Genomic DNA, 16,044 nt, shown 5'->3' with positions numbered 1-16,044 from the left:
GAATGACGCAATGTTAAGGAAACCTCATGATCGAATGTTCAGGAAAGCCCAGATGAAGCTTTTCTCGCTGATCGTAAGTATTCTCCTTGCTGTTTTTATTGCACTTATCGGTTCTATAAACGTTATCACAAAGGAGGTCATGCGAGGACAGTCCAGAGAGGTGCTCATGCAGATAGCGTCGGGCATCGAGTATAACGATAAGAACTCTACATTTACATATACCAAGCCTGTTGAGCTGAAGGGCGAGAAGCGTGACAAGAGCGGCATTCCGCCGCAGAAGCCCTCTGAAACTGTCAAGCCTACTACCACTGAGGCTCCTGTGACGACTACAGCGGCTGCTGTGACCACAAAGGCTGATGAGACTACTCAGGCAGTTCCGCCAACTGATGAGAACACAGAGACAGGCGAGCAGTTCGTTCCCGACGAGCCGGAGTATAACGAGGAGCAGCATGAGGAGCCCCATGAGGAGCCCCATGAGGAGGCTCACCCCCCCGAGACTCAGCCTTCCGAGGCTCAGACTACGGCGCCTTTCACAGGTCAGCAGAGCTGGGCAGCCTGGGGACAGCAGGACTGGAATCAGCAGGACTGGAACAACTGGAATCAGCAGGGACAGCAGGACTGGAATAACTGGAGCCAGCAGGATTGGGAAAACTACTGGAAAAATAACGGCGGTCAGCAGAACTGGAACAACTGGGGACAGCAGAACGGCTATAACGATCCAAACAACCCGTGGAACCCGTGGGACCAGACAAATCCGTGGAACCCGTGGAACCAGATGAACCCGTGGAACCCGTGGATGCAGTGGAACGGCGGCATGGCAGGAACTCCCAAGATGAACAGCAAGGAGCCTGATAAAAACGGTATAAAGATATACGAGGATAAGCAGGAATACAAGAGCTACCGCGAGGACGATGAAAATAAAGAGGCTGAGGACGAGCTTATATCAGAGCCTCAGAGCTTCGGCGGCGATGCTGTGCTTATGAACACTGTCTATACAGGCGAGCCTGTGCTGGAAGGCTTTACGGTACTTTCGGGCAGCGAAAGCAGCGGCGCTCCCACAGCTATGGCGTCACCTGCCTCAGAGCCAAACCCTATGGCATATTCAAAGGTAGAGCCTATCCCGAAGACTCTCGGCTCTATAGATTTCTTTGTTATCATGGCTGATACAAAGGGCAATTACCTTGCAACTCTCAACAATGACAAGCTTGACTCTATAGGAGCTCAGGACTACATAACAACTATCCTTGACAACGGCAAGGACACAGGCATGATAAACGGCTATCAGTTTTATCAGACCGACAAGAAGAACGGCACTATAATGGTGCTTACCGATAAGAGCTCTGAAATGGATATGCTCAGGCAGCTGAAGCGCACAACCATCATCATAGGTCTTATTGCGCTGGTCGTTCTTTCCGTATTTGCTTACTTCCTCAGCCTGAGAAGCATACAGCCTATCAAGGCCGCATTTGAGAAGCAGAAGCAGTTCGTATCTGACGCCAGCCATGAACTGAAAACTCCTCTTGCAGTAATAACTACCAATGCAGATGTGCTTTCTGAGGAGATAGGCGAGAACAAGTGGCTTGAATACATCAAGGCACAGGCTGACCGTATGAACGTGCTGGTAAACGACCTGCTGAACCTGACAAGACTTGAGAACAACACGACTGATTTTGAGCGCAAATACTTCAATCTCAGCAAGGCGGTCATCAATACCGCGCTGCCTTTTGAGTGTCAGGCGTTCGAGAACAACAAGAAGTTCGAGGTCAACGTCGAGGACAACATCATGCTCAGCGGAAGCGAGAAGCATATCAAGCAGATGACAGCAATATTCATCGACAATGCGCTGAAGTATTCAAACGACGGCGGAACGGTAAGAGTTTCGCTGAAAAAAATGGGCGACAGAAAGCTTCTCTCTGTATACAACACAGGCGAGGGCATCAAGGAAGAGGATACCGAGAAGATATTCGAGCGCTTCTACCGCAGCGACGCTTCGAGAAACCGCTCCACAGGCGGCTACGGACTGGGACTTGCTATCGCAAAGTCGGTCATCGACAAGCACAAGTTCAAGGTACACGTAATGAATCAGCCCGGAAAGAGCGTATGCTTTATGGTAACAATGCAGTAATATCACAAATAAGAGGACGGCTTTATTGCTGTCCTCTGTGTTTTTGCTGAATATTTCCCGCGATACTTGCTATTTCAGAAATGATATGTTATAATGTAAAAAAATATGGAATTGAATTATAGTGCGAAATTCATACAGAACAGGAGATGAAAATCATAATGGACGGTGCCCCGGATGGCAGTAATCCTTATAATTACGAGATATACTTCGTTAAATATGTAATATCAGGGCATGGTCTGCACTATCGTTTGTGTTAGGCTGTGCCTTTATGAGGTTATAGACATACAGAGATATTTTAACGGAGGATATGGATATGTTAGGGCAGATAATTCTGCAAATAATACTTATTGCGCTCAATGCGCTTTTCGCCTGTACGGAGGTGGCAGTCATCTCCACAAGCGATGTGCGGCTTGAAAAGCTTGCCGCCAGCGGCAATAAAAAAGCCGTGAAGCTAAAAAAGCTTACCGATACGCCTACACGCTTCCTTGCGACTATTCAGGTGGCTATAACACTGGCTGGCTTTATAGGAGCTGCTTTTGCCGCAGACAGCTTTTCCGAGCTTCTCACCTCTGCACTGCTGAAAACAGGCATAGGCATACCCGAGGCTGTTATCAGGAAGGCGTCAGTAGTTCTTATCACGCTGATACTATCGTATTTTACATTGGTATTCGGCGAGCTTATACCAAAGCGGCTTGCCATGAAGGAACCTGAGAAGATAGCTCTTGCCATGAGCAGAGTGATAAGCTTCGTGGCAGTTTTCTTTGCACCGCTGGTGTGGCTGCTCAATGTCTCAGCTAACGGTATACTGCGTCTTATGGGTATTGACCCCGACAGTGATGACGATACAGTTACCGAGGAGGAGATACTCATGATGTCCGACGCAGGTGCAGAAAAGGGTACTATCGACGAGGACGAGAACCGCATAATCAAGAACGTTTTTGCTTTTGACGATATGACTGCGGAGCAGGTCTGCACTCACAGAACAGATGTTGACGTGCTCTGGAGCGATGACGATGTCAGCGTCTGGGAGGAGACTATACATCGCACAAGACATTCGTCATTCCCTGTGTGCGGCGAGAGCGTTGACAACGTTATCGGCGTCCTCAATGCAAAGGACTATTTCCGTCTTGAGGACAAGCGCAAGGAGAACATCATGGCAAAGGCTGTCCGCGAGCCCTGCTTTGTACACGAGAATATGAAGGCTGACCGCCTTTTCGACCAGATGAAGCAGCGCGGTGCAGATCACTTCGCAATAGTAGTTGACGAATACGGCGGAATGAGCGGCATTATCACTGTTACCGACCTTGTTGAGGAGCTTGTGGGCGACTTCGCTGACGATCCCGAGGACGAGCCTGCTGTAAGGCTTGAAAAGGTCAGCGATACCGAATGGACGGTACCGGGTATAAGCTCTCTCAGTGACGTCTGCGAGGAGCTGGATATAACCCTGCCTGCGGACAAGTACGAGACCTTTGGCGGCTACGTCATAGCGAAGCTGGGAGAGATACCAAAGGACGGCACACAGCTGGAGCTTGAAGCAGGCGGACTTCACATAAACGTGGTCGAGGTAAAGCACCACCGTATCGAGGTCTGTCGCGTAGAGAAGCTGCCGCCCGTCGAGACCGACGAAACAGACGAGTAATATGTAGGGGCGCACAGTGTGCGCCCGTTCAATGCATAATTAAAGGCGAACCGATCGGTTCGCCTTTTTTTGTAGGGGCTGGCGTCCTCGACAGCCCATGATATAACGTAAAAATGTGTAGGGGGCGATGCCTACATCGCCCCGTGTGGTTACAAAGCAATTATTCGGGCTGTGTACATCAGCCCCTACATTCTCAATCATCAATTTACGGAACGCCGAGGGCGCCCTCCCCTACAGCTAAAGGCTTGTTTTCCACGCTCATTTGTGCTATAATTAAAACAATAATAATTCAGAGGTGAAATATGAGCAAGATTTTCATTGTCGAGGACGACAGGTCTATCCGCGATGAGCTGGCAGAGCTTCTTCGCAATTCCGGCTATGAAGCCGAATATCTTACTGACTTTTCAGATTCAAAGGCAAAGATACTCGCCGCAAAGCCAGACCTTATCCTCATGGACATAAATATCCCCGACCTGAACGGAGAGCAGCTTCTCAAGGAGATACGCAAAGAAACGAATACTCCCGTCATAATGGTGACGAGCCGCACCTCCGAGACCGATGAGGTGCTCTCTATGAGCTATGGTGCGGACGATTACATAACAAAGCCCTATAACCCCACTATACTGCTGCTGAGGATCTCAGCTGTGCTGAAACGTGCCTCAGGTACGGCAGCTGTTCAGAGCTACAACGGCTTGCAGGTCAACGACGCAAAAGGTTGTCTTACCGATGGCAGCCGCGAGCTTATCCTCACTAAGAATGAGATGATCATTTTCCGCTTCATGCTGGACAGGCGCGGCGCTCTTGTTACCCGTGACGAGCTGATGACAGCTCTCTGGGACAATGACGAGTTCGTCAACGACAACGCCCTTACTGTTAATATCAGCCGCCTGCGTTCTAAGCTTGCCGACCTCGGCTGCGGAGAGGCTATCGAAACCCGCAAGAAGCAGGGGTACATACTGAGATGAGATTCCGCGATTATATCAGGGACAGGCTGTGGTTTTATATTATCGCAGCTGTCTCATTCGGACTTATGCTGCTGTTTTTAACGGCTTACAGAGTGAGCGGACAGCTTGTGTCATTCATTGCAGCCATATATCTGCTGTTTATTGTCTCAGAGGAGCTTGCGGGTTTTCTGCGGAAAAGGCAGTTCTATGATGACCTTGTCCGCAAGCTTGATATGCTGGATAAAAAATACCTTATCCACGAAATGGTGCGTAAGCCCGACTTCTTAGAGGGCAGGCTCACATATGATGTGCTTTGTCAGGCGCACAAAGCCATGTGCGAGAATGTTTCGGATCATAAGCGGAGCTCTGATGATTTCCGCGAATTTATCGAGATGTGGGTGCATGAGGTAAAGCTGCCTGTTGCGAGCTTACAGCTTATGGCGCACAATCACGGCGATAAGCTGGGAGATAAGTTTCTGGAGCAGCTTCGCCGAATAGACGGCTATACCGATCAGGTCTTATATTATGCCCGTTCAGGAAGCGCCGAAAAGGACTACATCATCAAGGAGACCTCGCTGAAGCGCACCGTGGCAAATGCTGCGCTGAAAAACCGCGAGGATATTCAGCTTGCAGGAGCCTCTGTCGAGACCGAGGGACTTGACATAAGCGTTATGACCGACGGCAAATGGCTGGAATTCATGCTCGGTCAGTTTATCGCCAACAGTCTTAAATACACAGTTGAGGGGCGCAGCACCGTTATGAGTATAAGCGCAGAGGAGCTTACTGACAGAGTGCTTCTCCGCTTCCGTGATAACGGCATAGGCATACCCGAAAAGGACCTGCCGAGGGTGTTCGACAAGAGCTTTACAGGCGAGAACGGACGTCTTTACGCTAAGTCCACGGGTATGGGGCTATATATCGTGAAGAGCCTCTGCGAAAAGCTTGGGCACAGCATTTCCGTGACCTCACAGCAGGGGAGCTATACTGAGTTTACCATTGCCTTTGCAAAGAATGACTTCTATAAAATGTGAGGCGTATAGACAATTAGCGTCATGCAACAGAAATTGACTTTGCCATGCTGCCGTGGTATACTGAGACCAAAGGAGCTGCATAAAATGACAAAAATAGACCTTATAACCGGCATTCTTGGCTCGGGAAAGACAACTTTCCTGCTGAAATACGCCCGAAACTGCATAGACAGAGGCGAAAATATCGCCATTCTGGAAAACGATTTCGGCGCTGTCAATATTGATATGCTCATGTTACAGGAGCTGAAGGGTGAGGGCTGCCGCCTTGAGATGATAGCAGGTGGCTGCGATGCGGACTGCCACAGACGCCGCTTCAAAACTCAGCTCATATCTCTCGGTATGCAGCATTTTGACCGCGTTATCGTTGAGCCGTCAGGCATATTCGATATGGACGAGTTTTTTGATATACTCCACGACTCGCCGCTGGACAGCTGGTTTGAGATAGGAAGTGTCCTCACCATAATCGACGGTGAAATGGAGCAGCAGCTCTCGCCGCAGATGGAATATCTTCTTGGCTCTGAGGCTGCCTGCTGCGGCAGGATAGTGATAAGCAAGCTCCGCGGTGAAGCTGAGGAAAGCCTTGTGCAGTCCCTGCTTGACCATGTGAACCGTGCCCTTGAGGATATACGCTGTGACCGCCGGCTTTCCCTCCGCGACGTTGTGGCAAAGGACTGGGAAAGCTTTACTGATGAGGACTACAGACTTCTCGGCAGCGCAGGCTACCGCGGTTCGAGCTACGTGAAAAGGTTCAGTCCCGAGGATATTGAGAGCTCTGTTCATTACTTCATGCATATCGATGTGCCGAGAGAGTGCGTTGAGTCTCTTATCGCCGATATATTCGCAGATGAGAGCTGCGGCAGCATATTCCGTATCAAGGGAACACTGCCTGCGGAGAATGGCTGGCTGAAGATAAATGCCACCCGTGAAAAGACGGAAATAGCCGAGGTGTCAGAGGGACAGCCCGTGCTCATAGTTATCGGAGACAATGTCTCCCGTGAGCGTATCGACGGCTATATCAAGCCGCTTAATACAGACAGCGAGTATGTTTCGATTTAGAGCTTAGAACCAAGAAGTATATACAAAAAAGGCGGACCATTCGGTTCGCCTTTAATTATGCTTTTCAGTTGTTTTCTGCGGAAGCTGCAGCCGCAGCTTTTTTAGCCTTTTTCCTGAGGACTCTGTTTGACTTTCTGAATATGAAGCCGAGGAAGAGCTCAGCTGCTCCGATTATCAGGAGCATACAGGTGAATGGCAGAAGCAGTGTCTCTGCCAGATAGAATCCGACATTATGAGTGAATGTGAATGCTACAGCCGAACCTATGAGTATAGCAAGACCTGATATGAATACCAGAAGACCTGAGATATTGAACACAGTTGCAAAGAAGCCTGTAACAAATCTTGCGCGCTTGTTGAGTATAACAGCTGTCCATATGAGCAGCAGTATCACAAGAGCTGCCAGTATGCCGATAGTGATGAATGAGAATGCATAGCTGCATTTATCAACGTCAAAGCCGAGATTTCTGCTCCACTCCCTGACGCTCATGGTGTCGCTGAAATTATCCTTTTCAAGGTTCTTTTCGATAAGCTCGTATCCGTCGTCGGTGAGCTCGTAGTCAAACTCCCTGACAGCCGCATTATTGTTGGTCTTGATGAAGTCATTTACGAAGTCCTCGGCAGTAATTGACGGATCACTTCCCTTGCCGCCGATGATGTAGTCAAGGTAGTCCTTAGCGACTCTGCCTGCATACTCTCGGAAATCGGTATTCATCATATAATTCTTGAAGCCTGCCTCGTCGGCTGCGCCTCTTGTAGCTGTGCGGAAGCCCATAGAATCATAGAGCGTCTTTGCAAGCTCCTTTCCGTCAAACTGAGCAGAGAGAGTAGTGCTTGCATTGAGCTTTTCGGCTCTCTTGCGGATAATGCTGCCGTTAGCGCCTATTTTTACCGCAAGTGTAAGGCTGAACGCCAGCAGGAAAATTACGGTGAATATGGTGACGAGTGAAGCTCCGAAGATACGTCCTCCGCCGACCTTTTTGCGAGCCTTTGGCTTGTCCTCCTGCTGAGGCATAGGAGCAGGTGAAGGCTCAGGCTGAGCAGGCTGTATCGGCGGCTTTGCAGGCGGCGGAGCGATACTGCTCTGTACTGGCTGAACGGGTATCTTCATAGTATTGCTGTTGTCGTTAAAGCCGTTATTGCTTACGGGAGCGGCAGGAGCCTCCTGCTTTGGGAAATCCGCAGGCTTATCGGGCTTTTTTTCCTCAGTCGGCTTTTGAGCGCTGAATACCTCGGTAACAGGCTCAGGCTCCGGGAGCTCGATAGTCTCTGAGGTGCTGAGTATCTCTGTGGGCTCATCGTTAAGGAGCTCCGCTTCGCCGCTGGTGAGGCTGAGAGTTTCCTCGTTTGCGGCTATTACCTCCTCAAGGTGGGGAAGTATAGATGTGGGCTCGTCATCGGTATGTACATCGGGAGCGGTCTCGGCATCGAGACGAGCTCCGCATTCTGTGCAGAAGATTGCGTCATCGGGCAGATTACTGCCGCATTTTTTGCATATCATAATATCCCTCCTGTATTTTTCGTAAATGCTATTACAATTATAAGTCATACGGTAAAATATGTCAAGTAAAAAAACTGTTACATTGTATTACATAAGGGTATTTTCGGCAAAAAAGCGGATACAATGACAAAAAGCCCGCCGAAGCGGGCTTTAATTATTCGTTTTCGTTTGTGGTATCATCAATTTCTTTGAGCATATCGAAAGTATCTGCCGCCCATTTTTCGATTTCGGTCTGGGGAACAGCGTTGATCCATTCTGCCCACTGCTCGGGGGCGTTCATGAATCCCCACGGATTTGCCGGGTTATTTTCCCATATCCACGGGCTGTCTGCTCCCGGAAAGTTTTCGGGAAGCCATGACGACTGATCGCTATTCGGATCAAGTGGATTCTGCGGATTCCACGGGTTCCACGGGTTCCACGGATTCCACGGATTCCACGGGTTCCACGGGTCCCACGGATCCTGCGGATCCAACGAACTGGTATCCGGCCATTCCCATGCAGTCAGCTCGCTGATAAATTCATCAATGAACTCCTCGATGGAAATATCCGTGCTGTTCAGAGACTGGTCAACGTAGTATGAGAGAACATAAGAAGCGTCCATAGCGTTGACGCTGCCGTCCTTGTTGACGTCACAGAGTGAGATGAGCTCATTTGTTATATCTGAGCTGCTTACAGCTGAATTGGCATAAAGCGTCAGTATATATGAAGCGTCCACTGCATTGATGATGCCGTCCCCTGACGGATCGCCCAGACTGAGATCGGCAGCATTGGCGTTCACAGCTGTGCCCAGTGAAATTGACGCAAGTATACCTGCCATAGTGCCTGCAAAAAGCTTTGAGATTTTCATGATAGCCCTCCTTTTATGTCATAAATGTTGTGTATACATACATTATATCGCACAAAAGCGGCTGTGTCAACAAATATATTGCGGTTTTCAGAAAACTGCTGCGTTATGAGCATTTTTGCTGATATATGTGCCGGCTTATTGCGGATACATTATTTATGCTTTGAGGTATTCCTCAAAGGTTGTGGGCTCGTGTGTAGAGCAGTAAGCATAGTAGGAAAGAACTGTGGAAGCGTCAACAGCGTTGATGCTGCCGTCCTTGTTTACATCTCCCGAGGCAAGCTCCTCAGCGGTGGGCTTATCGTCTGAGGTCGAGTATCTTGCGTAATCAGAGAGTATTATAGAGGCGTCCACTGCATTTATAGCTCCGTCACCGTTAGGATCGCCGAGAGCTGCGGTTTTTTCTTCGTCAAGAGCCGTGAAGGTAAAGCCTGCTCTTTTTGATGTGCTTTCATTTGCCATTTTTTCAAGAGTAGAGCCTTTATAGCCATAGCAGGTGCATGAGAAGCTGTCATCGCTTAAAGGATAGCCGTTTTCGTCTCTTCTTTCTCCGCCGAATACAAAATCAAGACGGGAGGATATTTCGCAGTCAGGGTTGAGTATAGTAAGCTTCTCTATATCATAGCACTCATAGAATGCCCAGCCGTCTATCTTTGTGATATTTTCGGGGATAGTCAGCTCCTTGAATTTATTGTTTGTAAAGCTGCGGAGAGGTATCTCTGTAACGCCCTTTGGAAAAACAATGGATTCGAGAGCGCAGTCGCTGAAGCAGCTGTCGGAAAGCTCCTCAAGGCTCTCGGGGAGATTTATCTCCTTCAGAGAGGTACAGCCGCTGAATGCGGCTCTGCCAATACTGGTTACGCCTGATGGGAGATCCACTTTTTTCAGAGACTTGCAGCCGTGAAATGCAAATTCGGGTATAGCCTTGATATTTGCAGGGAGTTTTATGCTTGTAAGATTGATACAGCCGTCGCACATATTTTCACTAAGCTCGTCGATAGTGTCGGGGAGAGTAATGGAGGTTATATCATCAGAGTAAAAGGCACCGTCGAATATTTTGGTAACGGGAAGACCGTTGATCTCTGACGGTATCACCACGTTGCCCTTCTTATCGCCGCAGTAATTTACAACAACGTGATCCGAAAAGATGTCATATCTTACATCGTCGTAATCCACGGAATCCTCTGCTTCCGTCCAAGCGTAATTAATTGCGTTTGCTGTTGTCAGCGGCTTTGCCGGAGCAAGGCTGATTGTAAGACAGGCTGCGGTAATGAATGCAGATATTTTTGAATACTTCATAAAAAGCAACTCCTTTGCTGTATGATTATAAATTATATCACTTGCAAACATATTTGTCAAACGATACGCACGATTTTTTGTCTGGTTTACACTAAGAAAAAACGATGCCTCTCTGTTTTTTGCGAACTTGCATTTTTATTACTTATGTGATATAATAAAGATTGACCATTTCTTTCATTCGGAAACGGAATCTTTACACTCAGATTGGAGCGATTTTTATGTCAAAGAAACCCTTTTACATCACAACGCCGATTTATTACCCTTCGGGCAATCCCCACATAGGTCACTGCTATACAACAGTTGCCTGCGATTCTATTGCCCGTTATAAGCGAATGCAGGGCTATGACGTAATGTTCCTCACAGGCACTGACGAGCACGGCCTCAAAATAGAGCAGAAGGCTGCCGAGCAGGGCGTAACTCCAAAGGAGTACGTTGACGTCATCGTTGACAGGTTCAAGAACCTGTGGAAATATATGAACATCTCATACGACAGATATATCCGTACCACCGACGATTATCACGTAGAAGCCGTTCAGAAGATATTCAAGGCGCTCTACGACAAGGGATATATCTACAAGGGCGAATACTCGGGCAAGTACTGTACTCCATGTGAGAGCTTCTGGACCGATTCTCAGCTTGACGAAAACGGCTGCTGTCCCGAATGTCACAGACCTGTCAAATACGCTAAGGAGGAGGCTTACTTCTTCAAGATGTCTCCCTTTGCAGAGCGCATCGAGAAGCTTCTTCTCGAAACAGATTATCTCCGTCCTAAGACAAGAGCAGTTGAGCTGGTAAACAACTTCATCAAGCCCGGTCTTGAGGACCTCTGCGTATCGAGAACTACCTTCAAGTGGGGCGTACCTGTTTCATTTGATGACAAGCACGTTGTATACGTATGGATAGACGCACTTTCAAACTATATCACAGCTCTCGGCTATGAGAACTCCGCACACAATGACTATGAGAAGTACTGGCCTGCCGATGTTCACATGGTAGCAAAGGACATCATGCGTTTCCACGCTATAATCTGGCCTGCAATGCTCATGGCGCTTGACCTGCCCCTTCCTAAGCACCTTGCTGTTCACGGCTGGATAACTATGGCAGGCAAAAACGGTGAGAGTGAAAAAATGTCCAAGTCTCTGGGCAATGTTGTTGACCCGTTCGTACTTGGTGAGAGATATGGTCAGGACTCCATAAGATATCATATCCTCCGTGAGATGGCTCTGGGAGCAGACAGCTTATTCTCCAACGAAATAATGATAAACCGTATAAACTCCGACCTTGCAAACGGCTTCGGAAACCTTGTTTCACGTACCGTTGCAATGGTGGACAAGTACTTCGGCGGCACTATCCCATCAGAGCGTGAAGGCGATTCTCTTGATGACGAGTTCAGAGCTGTTGTCACAGGACTTCTTGCAGAGGTCGACAAGTACATCGACGAGACAAAGCTCAAGCAGGCTCTTGAAGAGATATTCAAGGTCGTTGACCGCGCTAACAAGTACATCGACGAGACCGAGCCGTGGAAGCTTGGCAAGGACGATACTAAGAAGGCACGTCTTGCTTCTGTACTCTATAATCTCCTTGAAGCTATCCGTGTCACATCTGCACTTCTTGCGCCATTCATGCCTTCCACAATGCCAAAGGTATGGGAGCAGATAGGCGCTTCCGAGGCTGATGTTGAGTATGAAAAGCTTGACAAGTTCGGCGTACTTCCCGAGAATGTAACAGTTCACAAGGGCGATATACTCTTCCCGAGAATAGACGTTGACAAGGAGATAGAGGAGCTCAATGCTATCCTTGCAAAGAATATGGCTGAGGCGCAGTCAAAGCTCTCCTCTGAGGAAAAGGGCGAAGCTCCTGCTGAGCCTATCGAGCTGAAGCCTGAGATAACTATTGATGACTTCGCTAAGGTAGAGATAAGAGTTGCTAAGGTAACAGCCTGTGAAAAGGTAAAGAAGTCCGACAAGCTCCTGTGCTTACAGCTTGACGACGGCATGGGCGGACGTCAGGTAGTATCTGGTATCGCTCAGTATTACGCTCCCGAGGACCTCATCGGCAAAAAGCTCCAGCTCATAGCAAATCTCAAGCCCGTAAAGCTGAGAGGAGTAGACAGCAACGGTATGATATGTGCCGCAGATACTCCCGACGGCGTAAAGGTGATTTTTGTTGATGACAGTATCCCTGTCGGCTCAAAGATAAGATAAATACTTTGATGATAAAAAACTCCGCAGTTAATGCGGAGTTTTTCTATTTCACTATATTCTGTGACAAGAATATCGCAGGAGCTGTTTCCCGATATGGGCAGCAGCCTACTGCTTTCTGCCTGACTGAGACAGCAGTACCTCTGCAATAGCTATATCCTCGGGAGTCGTTATCTTTATATTGGTATAATCTCCCACGGTCATTGCTACCTTGCCGCCGATAGCTTCTACAAGCTGACAGTCATCGGTGAAGTCCAGACCATGCTCTAAGGCGAAATCAATGCCCTCGAAATAAAGGCTTCGCTTGAATATCTGCGGCGTCTGGGTGATATAGAGATATTTTCTCGGCGGAGTATCAGTGATAAGTCCGCCCTCAACGGTCTTGATAGTGTCCTTTACGGGAACACCGAGGGTAGCGCCGCCGAAAACAGAAGCGTCCCTGATGACCTTTTCGATGTGCTCGGGCTTTACAAGGGGACGTGCTCCGTCGTGAACGGCTATGAGCTCGGAATCCTTTGAGATTTTCCGTACTCCGCTGATAACGCTCTCCTGACGGGTAGAGCCTCCTGTGGTACACTCCTTGAGCTTTGTTATGCCTGCGGCTTCTGCCTCAGCCTTTATGGCAGGAATATCGTCCTCACGGGCAACTATTATTATCTCACTGATGCTCTCGCAAGCCTGAAAAGCCTGCATAGTAACGCCGATGACCTTTCTGTCGCCGAGAGGGAGCAGTATCTTGTTTACTCCGCCCATTCTGGTGGAATTTCCTGCGCAAACTATTACAACTGATGTATTCATGTGATTATCTCCTTTTAACATTAGTCCAAACATGGTTCTGTGGGAGCTGTTCTTATGCGTATTGTCGGCAGCTTTTCCAGCGTATAGTAATAATTATACAGCCCGTCGGGTATTGACAGGTCATTTTCACCGCCGGCAGGGGGAGCAAATATCCTCAGCTCCGTATCCGTGGGAGCGCCTGTGGCTTTGCCGAAAAATGCAGGCATAAGGTCAATTATCTTAGCCTCCGGTGACTTGTAGAACCACTGTCCGCAGAGCTCTATCATCAGGTTTGAGTCGTCCTCGAAGATAAGCTCGCAGAAATGCGGCTGTGCGTCGAAATGCAGAGGTATGGCAATGCCCTCTGCGTCCTCTGAGCTTCCCCAGCGCAGTGTCACAGGCAGGGATATTTCCTCGCCCTTAGTTATGGAAGGCGAGAAACGGGGACGGTGTATTATCTCCCTGTAGATCTCCATAACAGGCTGCTCAACGCCTGTATCGCGGTGGTTCACGTCCTGTATTTCCAGACCGAGCCTGCCGCGGTCACGGAACTGATAAAAGGTGACTCCCGAGAGCCAGTCCGCATTTTCACTTTCAATCATATCGTAGAATCTGCGAATGTCCTCAGCCTGTCCATAGGCTCCCGACACATCGCCGTCGGAGTTTATCTCCGACACCAGCATAGGCTTAGGAACACCGCCGTTCAGATACAAAAAGCGCTCATAGCTCCGTTTTATAAGCTGAAATATCTCCTTTACGGAGGTACGTCTGTGAGAGCTGCCGCCTCTTTCCGCAATATCAAAGGGGAAGCCCCAGTGCAGGGATATATACTTGTCCACCGACCATATATCGGTCTCACGCACCGCCTGTGCGAATTCCTTTTCCCTGACCATTTCCGCGTCGTTCAGGTCCTCGATGCCGCCGATACACAGGATAGTCAGCACATTGGGAGCGTGTTCCTTTATAATGTGTACAGCACGGCAGTAAAAGTCCGCCACCTGCTGATATGAGGCGCGTTTGTTGAACTCGAACCAGTGCCCCGTTGCCTCGTGATTGATACGCAGAAAAAGCCTGCCAAAGGGGCGCAGGTCATCGCCTATAGCGGCGAGGTGCTCGTCAGAGACAAAGGGGTCTATGGTCAGAGTCAGGATAACGTCCTGACCGTGGCGGCGTATATCCCGCATTGAGGTAAAGGGCTCGCTGTCTGTGCTTCCGCCTATACCGCCGAGGTACGGGAAATAGTCGTCGTATGGGTAATCCCACTGGAAACGTGCCTTGCGCATGGAGGGGACCTCCGAGATACGTGCAGGGAACTCCTTGTCCAGCGGATAATAGCAGTACATGAGGCTGACGGCGCGGTGGGGTCTGCCCAGTCTGCGGAGAATGTAGTCCTGAGGGACGTATTCGCCGCGTTCACTGCCGTCGCCGAGGTCTGCGGCGCACCGAGCCTTATTCAGTTTTACGGAGAATATCTTGTCCATTGTATCCCTCCCGAGTATTTATTTGCAGGGACTGCCTTTGGCAGTCCGCATAATGCTTTGTAAAGTTGAGAGTTGAGAGTTGAGAGTTAAAAGTTAATGAGTTCGCTTCGCTCACATTATTGAAATTATATCGCCGCAGGCGATACCACAACTGTCAACTCTAAACTCTAAACTCTCAACTAAAACAATTATAATATACCGCTGAAAAGATGTCAACATAAACCGTCCTGCATTACACTTGAATTTTTTCACGGAAAGTGGTATAATCATAGTTTGAAAGGAGAGCTGTTTATGCTTGCTAATTATCATACCCATACCGAGCGCTGCGGACACGCAAGGGGCGCAGACAGAGAATTTGTTGAAAGCGCTATTGAGGGCGGCTTTCAGGTGCTTGGCTTTGCCGACCACTGTCCGTGGGTGTTTGGGGACGGATATGTTTCACATATAAGAATGACTCCTGCGGAGGTCGACGGCTATTTTGCCTCGCTGACCGCACTGAAAAAGGAGTACGCCAACGATATACGCATATATATCGGCTTTGAGGCGGAGTTTATCCCTCAGCTCATAGAGGCGCAGGATAAGCTTCTTGCGGACTATCCGCTGGACTATATGATAATGGGACAGCACTTCAACAACCCTGAGCACCACAGTGAGTACATGGGCGTACCTACAGGCGACGAGAGACTTCTCAAGCAGTATGTTGACCGTATAATAGAGGGCATGGATTCGGGAAGATACCGTTATCTTGCACACCCCGACCTGCTGGACTTCACAGGCAGCGCCGAGGCTTACGAGGAGCATTATACGCGGCTTTGCCAGTTCCTTAAAGATAAGGATATCCCCGTTGAGATAAATATGCTTGGCATGATGAACAACAAGCACTATCCCTCAGAGCGCTTTTTCCGCATTGCGCAGAAAGTTGGCAACAAGGCGATAATCGGCTGTGATGCCCACGTCCCCGAGTTTCTGAAGGACTCGTCTGTAATGAAATTAGGCAGGGCTTTTGCAGATGTTATGGGGCTTGACCTGGTGGAGTCACTGAGCGGTCTGGATTAATGTTTAGAGTTATAATTTTTAAGCAGTTAAGAGTTTAGAGTGGAGAGTTGAGAGTTAATGTGTTCGCTTCGCTCACGTTATTTAAATATTGTCGCC

12 protein-coding genes are annotated in these 16,044 nt (G+C 48.8%); 7 read left to right on the top strand and 5 right to left on the bottom strand.

Annotated features, from left to right (window positions below; genetic code table 11):
- Positions 1-10: 10 nt before the first annotated feature.
- From K5677_RS00470 to K5677_RS00450, 5 genes are all read left to right on the top strand, one after another.
- Positions 11-2,125 carry a HAMP domain-containing sensor histidine kinase gene (locus K5677_RS00470; protein ID WP_296723434.1) on the top strand — a complete coding sequence of 705 codons (2,115 nt, stop codon included), beginning with the start codon at positions 11-13 and terminating at the stop codon, positions 2,123-2,125.
- Positions 2,126-2,438: 313 nt separating this feature from the next.
- Positions 2,439-3,764, top strand: coding sequence for a hemolysin family protein (locus K5677_RS00465; protein WP_296723433.1), 1,326 nt, complete (start codon positions 2,439-2,441; stop codon positions 3,762-3,764).
- 302 nt (positions 3,765-4,066) lie between these two features.
- A complete protein-coding gene (locus K5677_RS00460) occupies positions 4,067-4,729 on the top strand; it encodes a response regulator transcription factor (RefSeq protein WP_296723430.1) in 663 nt (220 codons plus the stop codon).
- Positions 4,726-5,739 (top strand): sensor histidine kinase, encoded by a 1,014-nt coding sequence (locus tag K5677_RS00455; RefSeq protein ID WP_296723427.1) that lies wholly within the window; start codon positions 4,726-4,728, stop codon positions 5,737-5,739. The genes K5677_RS00460 and K5677_RS00455 overlap by 4 nt, the downstream gene beginning before the upstream one ends.
- 84 nt (positions 5,740-5,823) lie before the next feature.
- The gene (locus K5677_RS00450; RefSeq protein ID WP_296723424.1) at positions 5,824-6,792 is read left to right on the top strand and encodes a GTP-binding protein; all 969 of its coding nucleotides are present in this window, start codon (positions 5,824-5,826) and stop codon (positions 6,790-6,792) included.
- 64 nt (positions 6,793-6,856) lie between these two features.
- On the opposite strand, the gene K5677_RS00445 is transcribed toward K5677_RS00450, so the two are convergent.
- From K5677_RS00445 to K5677_RS00435, 3 genes are all read right to left on the bottom strand, one after another.
- Positions 6,857-8,290 (bottom strand): zinc-ribbon domain-containing protein, encoded by a 1,434-nt coding sequence (locus tag K5677_RS00445; RefSeq protein WP_296723423.1) that lies wholly within the window; start codon positions 8,288-8,290, stop codon positions 6,857-6,859.
- Positions 8,291-8,444: 154 nt separating this feature from the next.
- On the bottom strand, positions 8,445-9,137 hold the full coding sequence (locus tag K5677_RS00440; RefSeq protein WP_296723419.1) for a dockerin type I domain-containing protein: 693 nt from the start codon (positions 9,135-9,137) through the stop codon (positions 8,445-8,447).
- 153 nt (positions 9,138-9,290) lie between these two features.
- Positions 9,291-10,433 carry a leucine-rich repeat protein gene (locus K5677_RS00435; protein WP_296723417.1) on the bottom strand — a complete coding sequence of 381 codons (1,143 nt, stop codon included), beginning with the start codon at positions 10,431-10,433 and terminating at the stop codon, positions 9,291-9,293.
- A 176-nt stretch (positions 10,434-10,609) separates the two neighbouring features.
- On the opposite strand from K5677_RS00435, the gene metG reads away from it, so the two are divergent.
- Positions 10,610-12,637: a methionine--tRNA ligase gene (metG, locus tag K5677_RS00430; RefSeq protein ID WP_296723472.1), complete on the top strand. Its 2,028-nt coding sequence runs from the start codon at positions 10,610-10,612 to the stop codon at positions 12,635-12,637.
- A 105-nt stretch (positions 12,638-12,742) separates the two neighbouring features.
- Here the strand turns inward: metG and ispD are convergent, their stop codons facing one another.
- The gene (ispD, locus tag K5677_RS00425; RefSeq protein ID WP_296723416.1) at positions 12,743-13,432 is read right to left on the bottom strand and encodes a 2-C-methyl-D-erythritol 4-phosphate cytidylyltransferase; all 690 of its coding nucleotides are present in this window, start codon (positions 13,430-13,432) and stop codon (positions 12,743-12,745) included.
- A gap of 20 nt (positions 13,433-13,452) precedes the next feature.
- The gene (locus tag K5677_RS00420; protein WP_296723414.1) at positions 13,453-14,892 is read right to left on the bottom strand and encodes a hypothetical protein; all 1,440 of its coding nucleotides are present in this window, start codon (positions 14,890-14,892) and stop codon (positions 13,453-13,455) included.
- A gap of 291 nt (positions 14,893-15,183) precedes the next feature.
- On the opposite strand from K5677_RS00420, the gene K5677_RS00415 reads away from it, so the two are divergent.
- Entirely contained in the window at positions 15,184-15,948 is a 765-nt protein-coding gene (locus tag K5677_RS00415) for a histidinol-phosphatase (RefSeq protein WP_296723412.1), read from the top strand.
- The last annotated feature ends 96 nt before the right edge of the window (positions 15,949-16,044 follow it).

Source organism: Ruminococcus sp. (assembly GCF_024684275.1).
Note: the sequence above shows the minus strand (reverse complement) of the source record. Positions and strands in the feature narration are given on the sequence as shown.

What these genes read in the sequence shown, in the direction of transcription:
- K5677_RS00440 (WP_296723419.1), bottom strand. Translation starts at nt 9,137, where the DNA reads ATGAAAATCTCAAAGCTTTTTGCAGGCACTATGGCAGGTATACTTGCG.
- K5677_RS00415 (WP_296723412.1), top strand. Translation starts at nt 15,184, where the DNA reads ATGCTTGCTAATTATCATACCCATACCGAGCGCTGCGGACACGCAAGG.
- K5677_RS00450 (WP_296723424.1), top strand. Translation starts at nt 5,824, where the DNA reads ATGACAAAAATAGACCTTATAACCGGCATTCTTGGCTCGGGAAAGACA.
- K5677_RS00470 (WP_296723434.1), top strand. Translation starts at nt 11, where the DNA reads ATGTTAAGGAAACCTCATGATCGAATGTTCAGGAAAGCCCAGATGAAG.
- K5677_RS00420 (WP_296723414.1), bottom strand. Translation starts at nt 14,892, where the DNA reads ATGGACAAGATATTCTCCGTAAAACTGAATAAGGCTCGGTGCGCCGCA.
- K5677_RS00460 (WP_296723430.1), top strand. Translation starts at nt 4,067, where the DNA reads ATGAGCAAGATTTTCATTGTCGAGGACGACAGGTCTATCCGCGATGAG.
- K5677_RS00455 (WP_296723427.1), top strand. Translation starts at nt 4,726, where the DNA reads ATGAGATTCCGCGATTATATCAGGGACAGGCTGTGGTTTTATATTATC.
- K5677_RS00435 (WP_296723417.1), bottom strand. Translation starts at nt 10,433, where the DNA reads ATGAAGTATTCAAAAATATCTGCATTCATTACCGCAGCCTGTCTTACA.
- K5677_RS00465 (WP_296723433.1), top strand. Translation starts at nt 2,439, where the DNA reads ATGTTAGGGCAGATAATTCTGCAAATAATACTTATTGCGCTCAATGCG.
- ispD (WP_296723416.1), bottom strand. Translation starts at nt 13,432, where the DNA reads ATGAATACATCAGTTGTAATAGTTTGCGCAGGAAATTCCACCAGAATG.
- K5677_RS00445 (WP_296723423.1), bottom strand. Translation starts at nt 8,290, where the DNA reads ATGATATGCAAAAAATGCGGCAGTAATCTGCCCGATGACGCAATCTTC.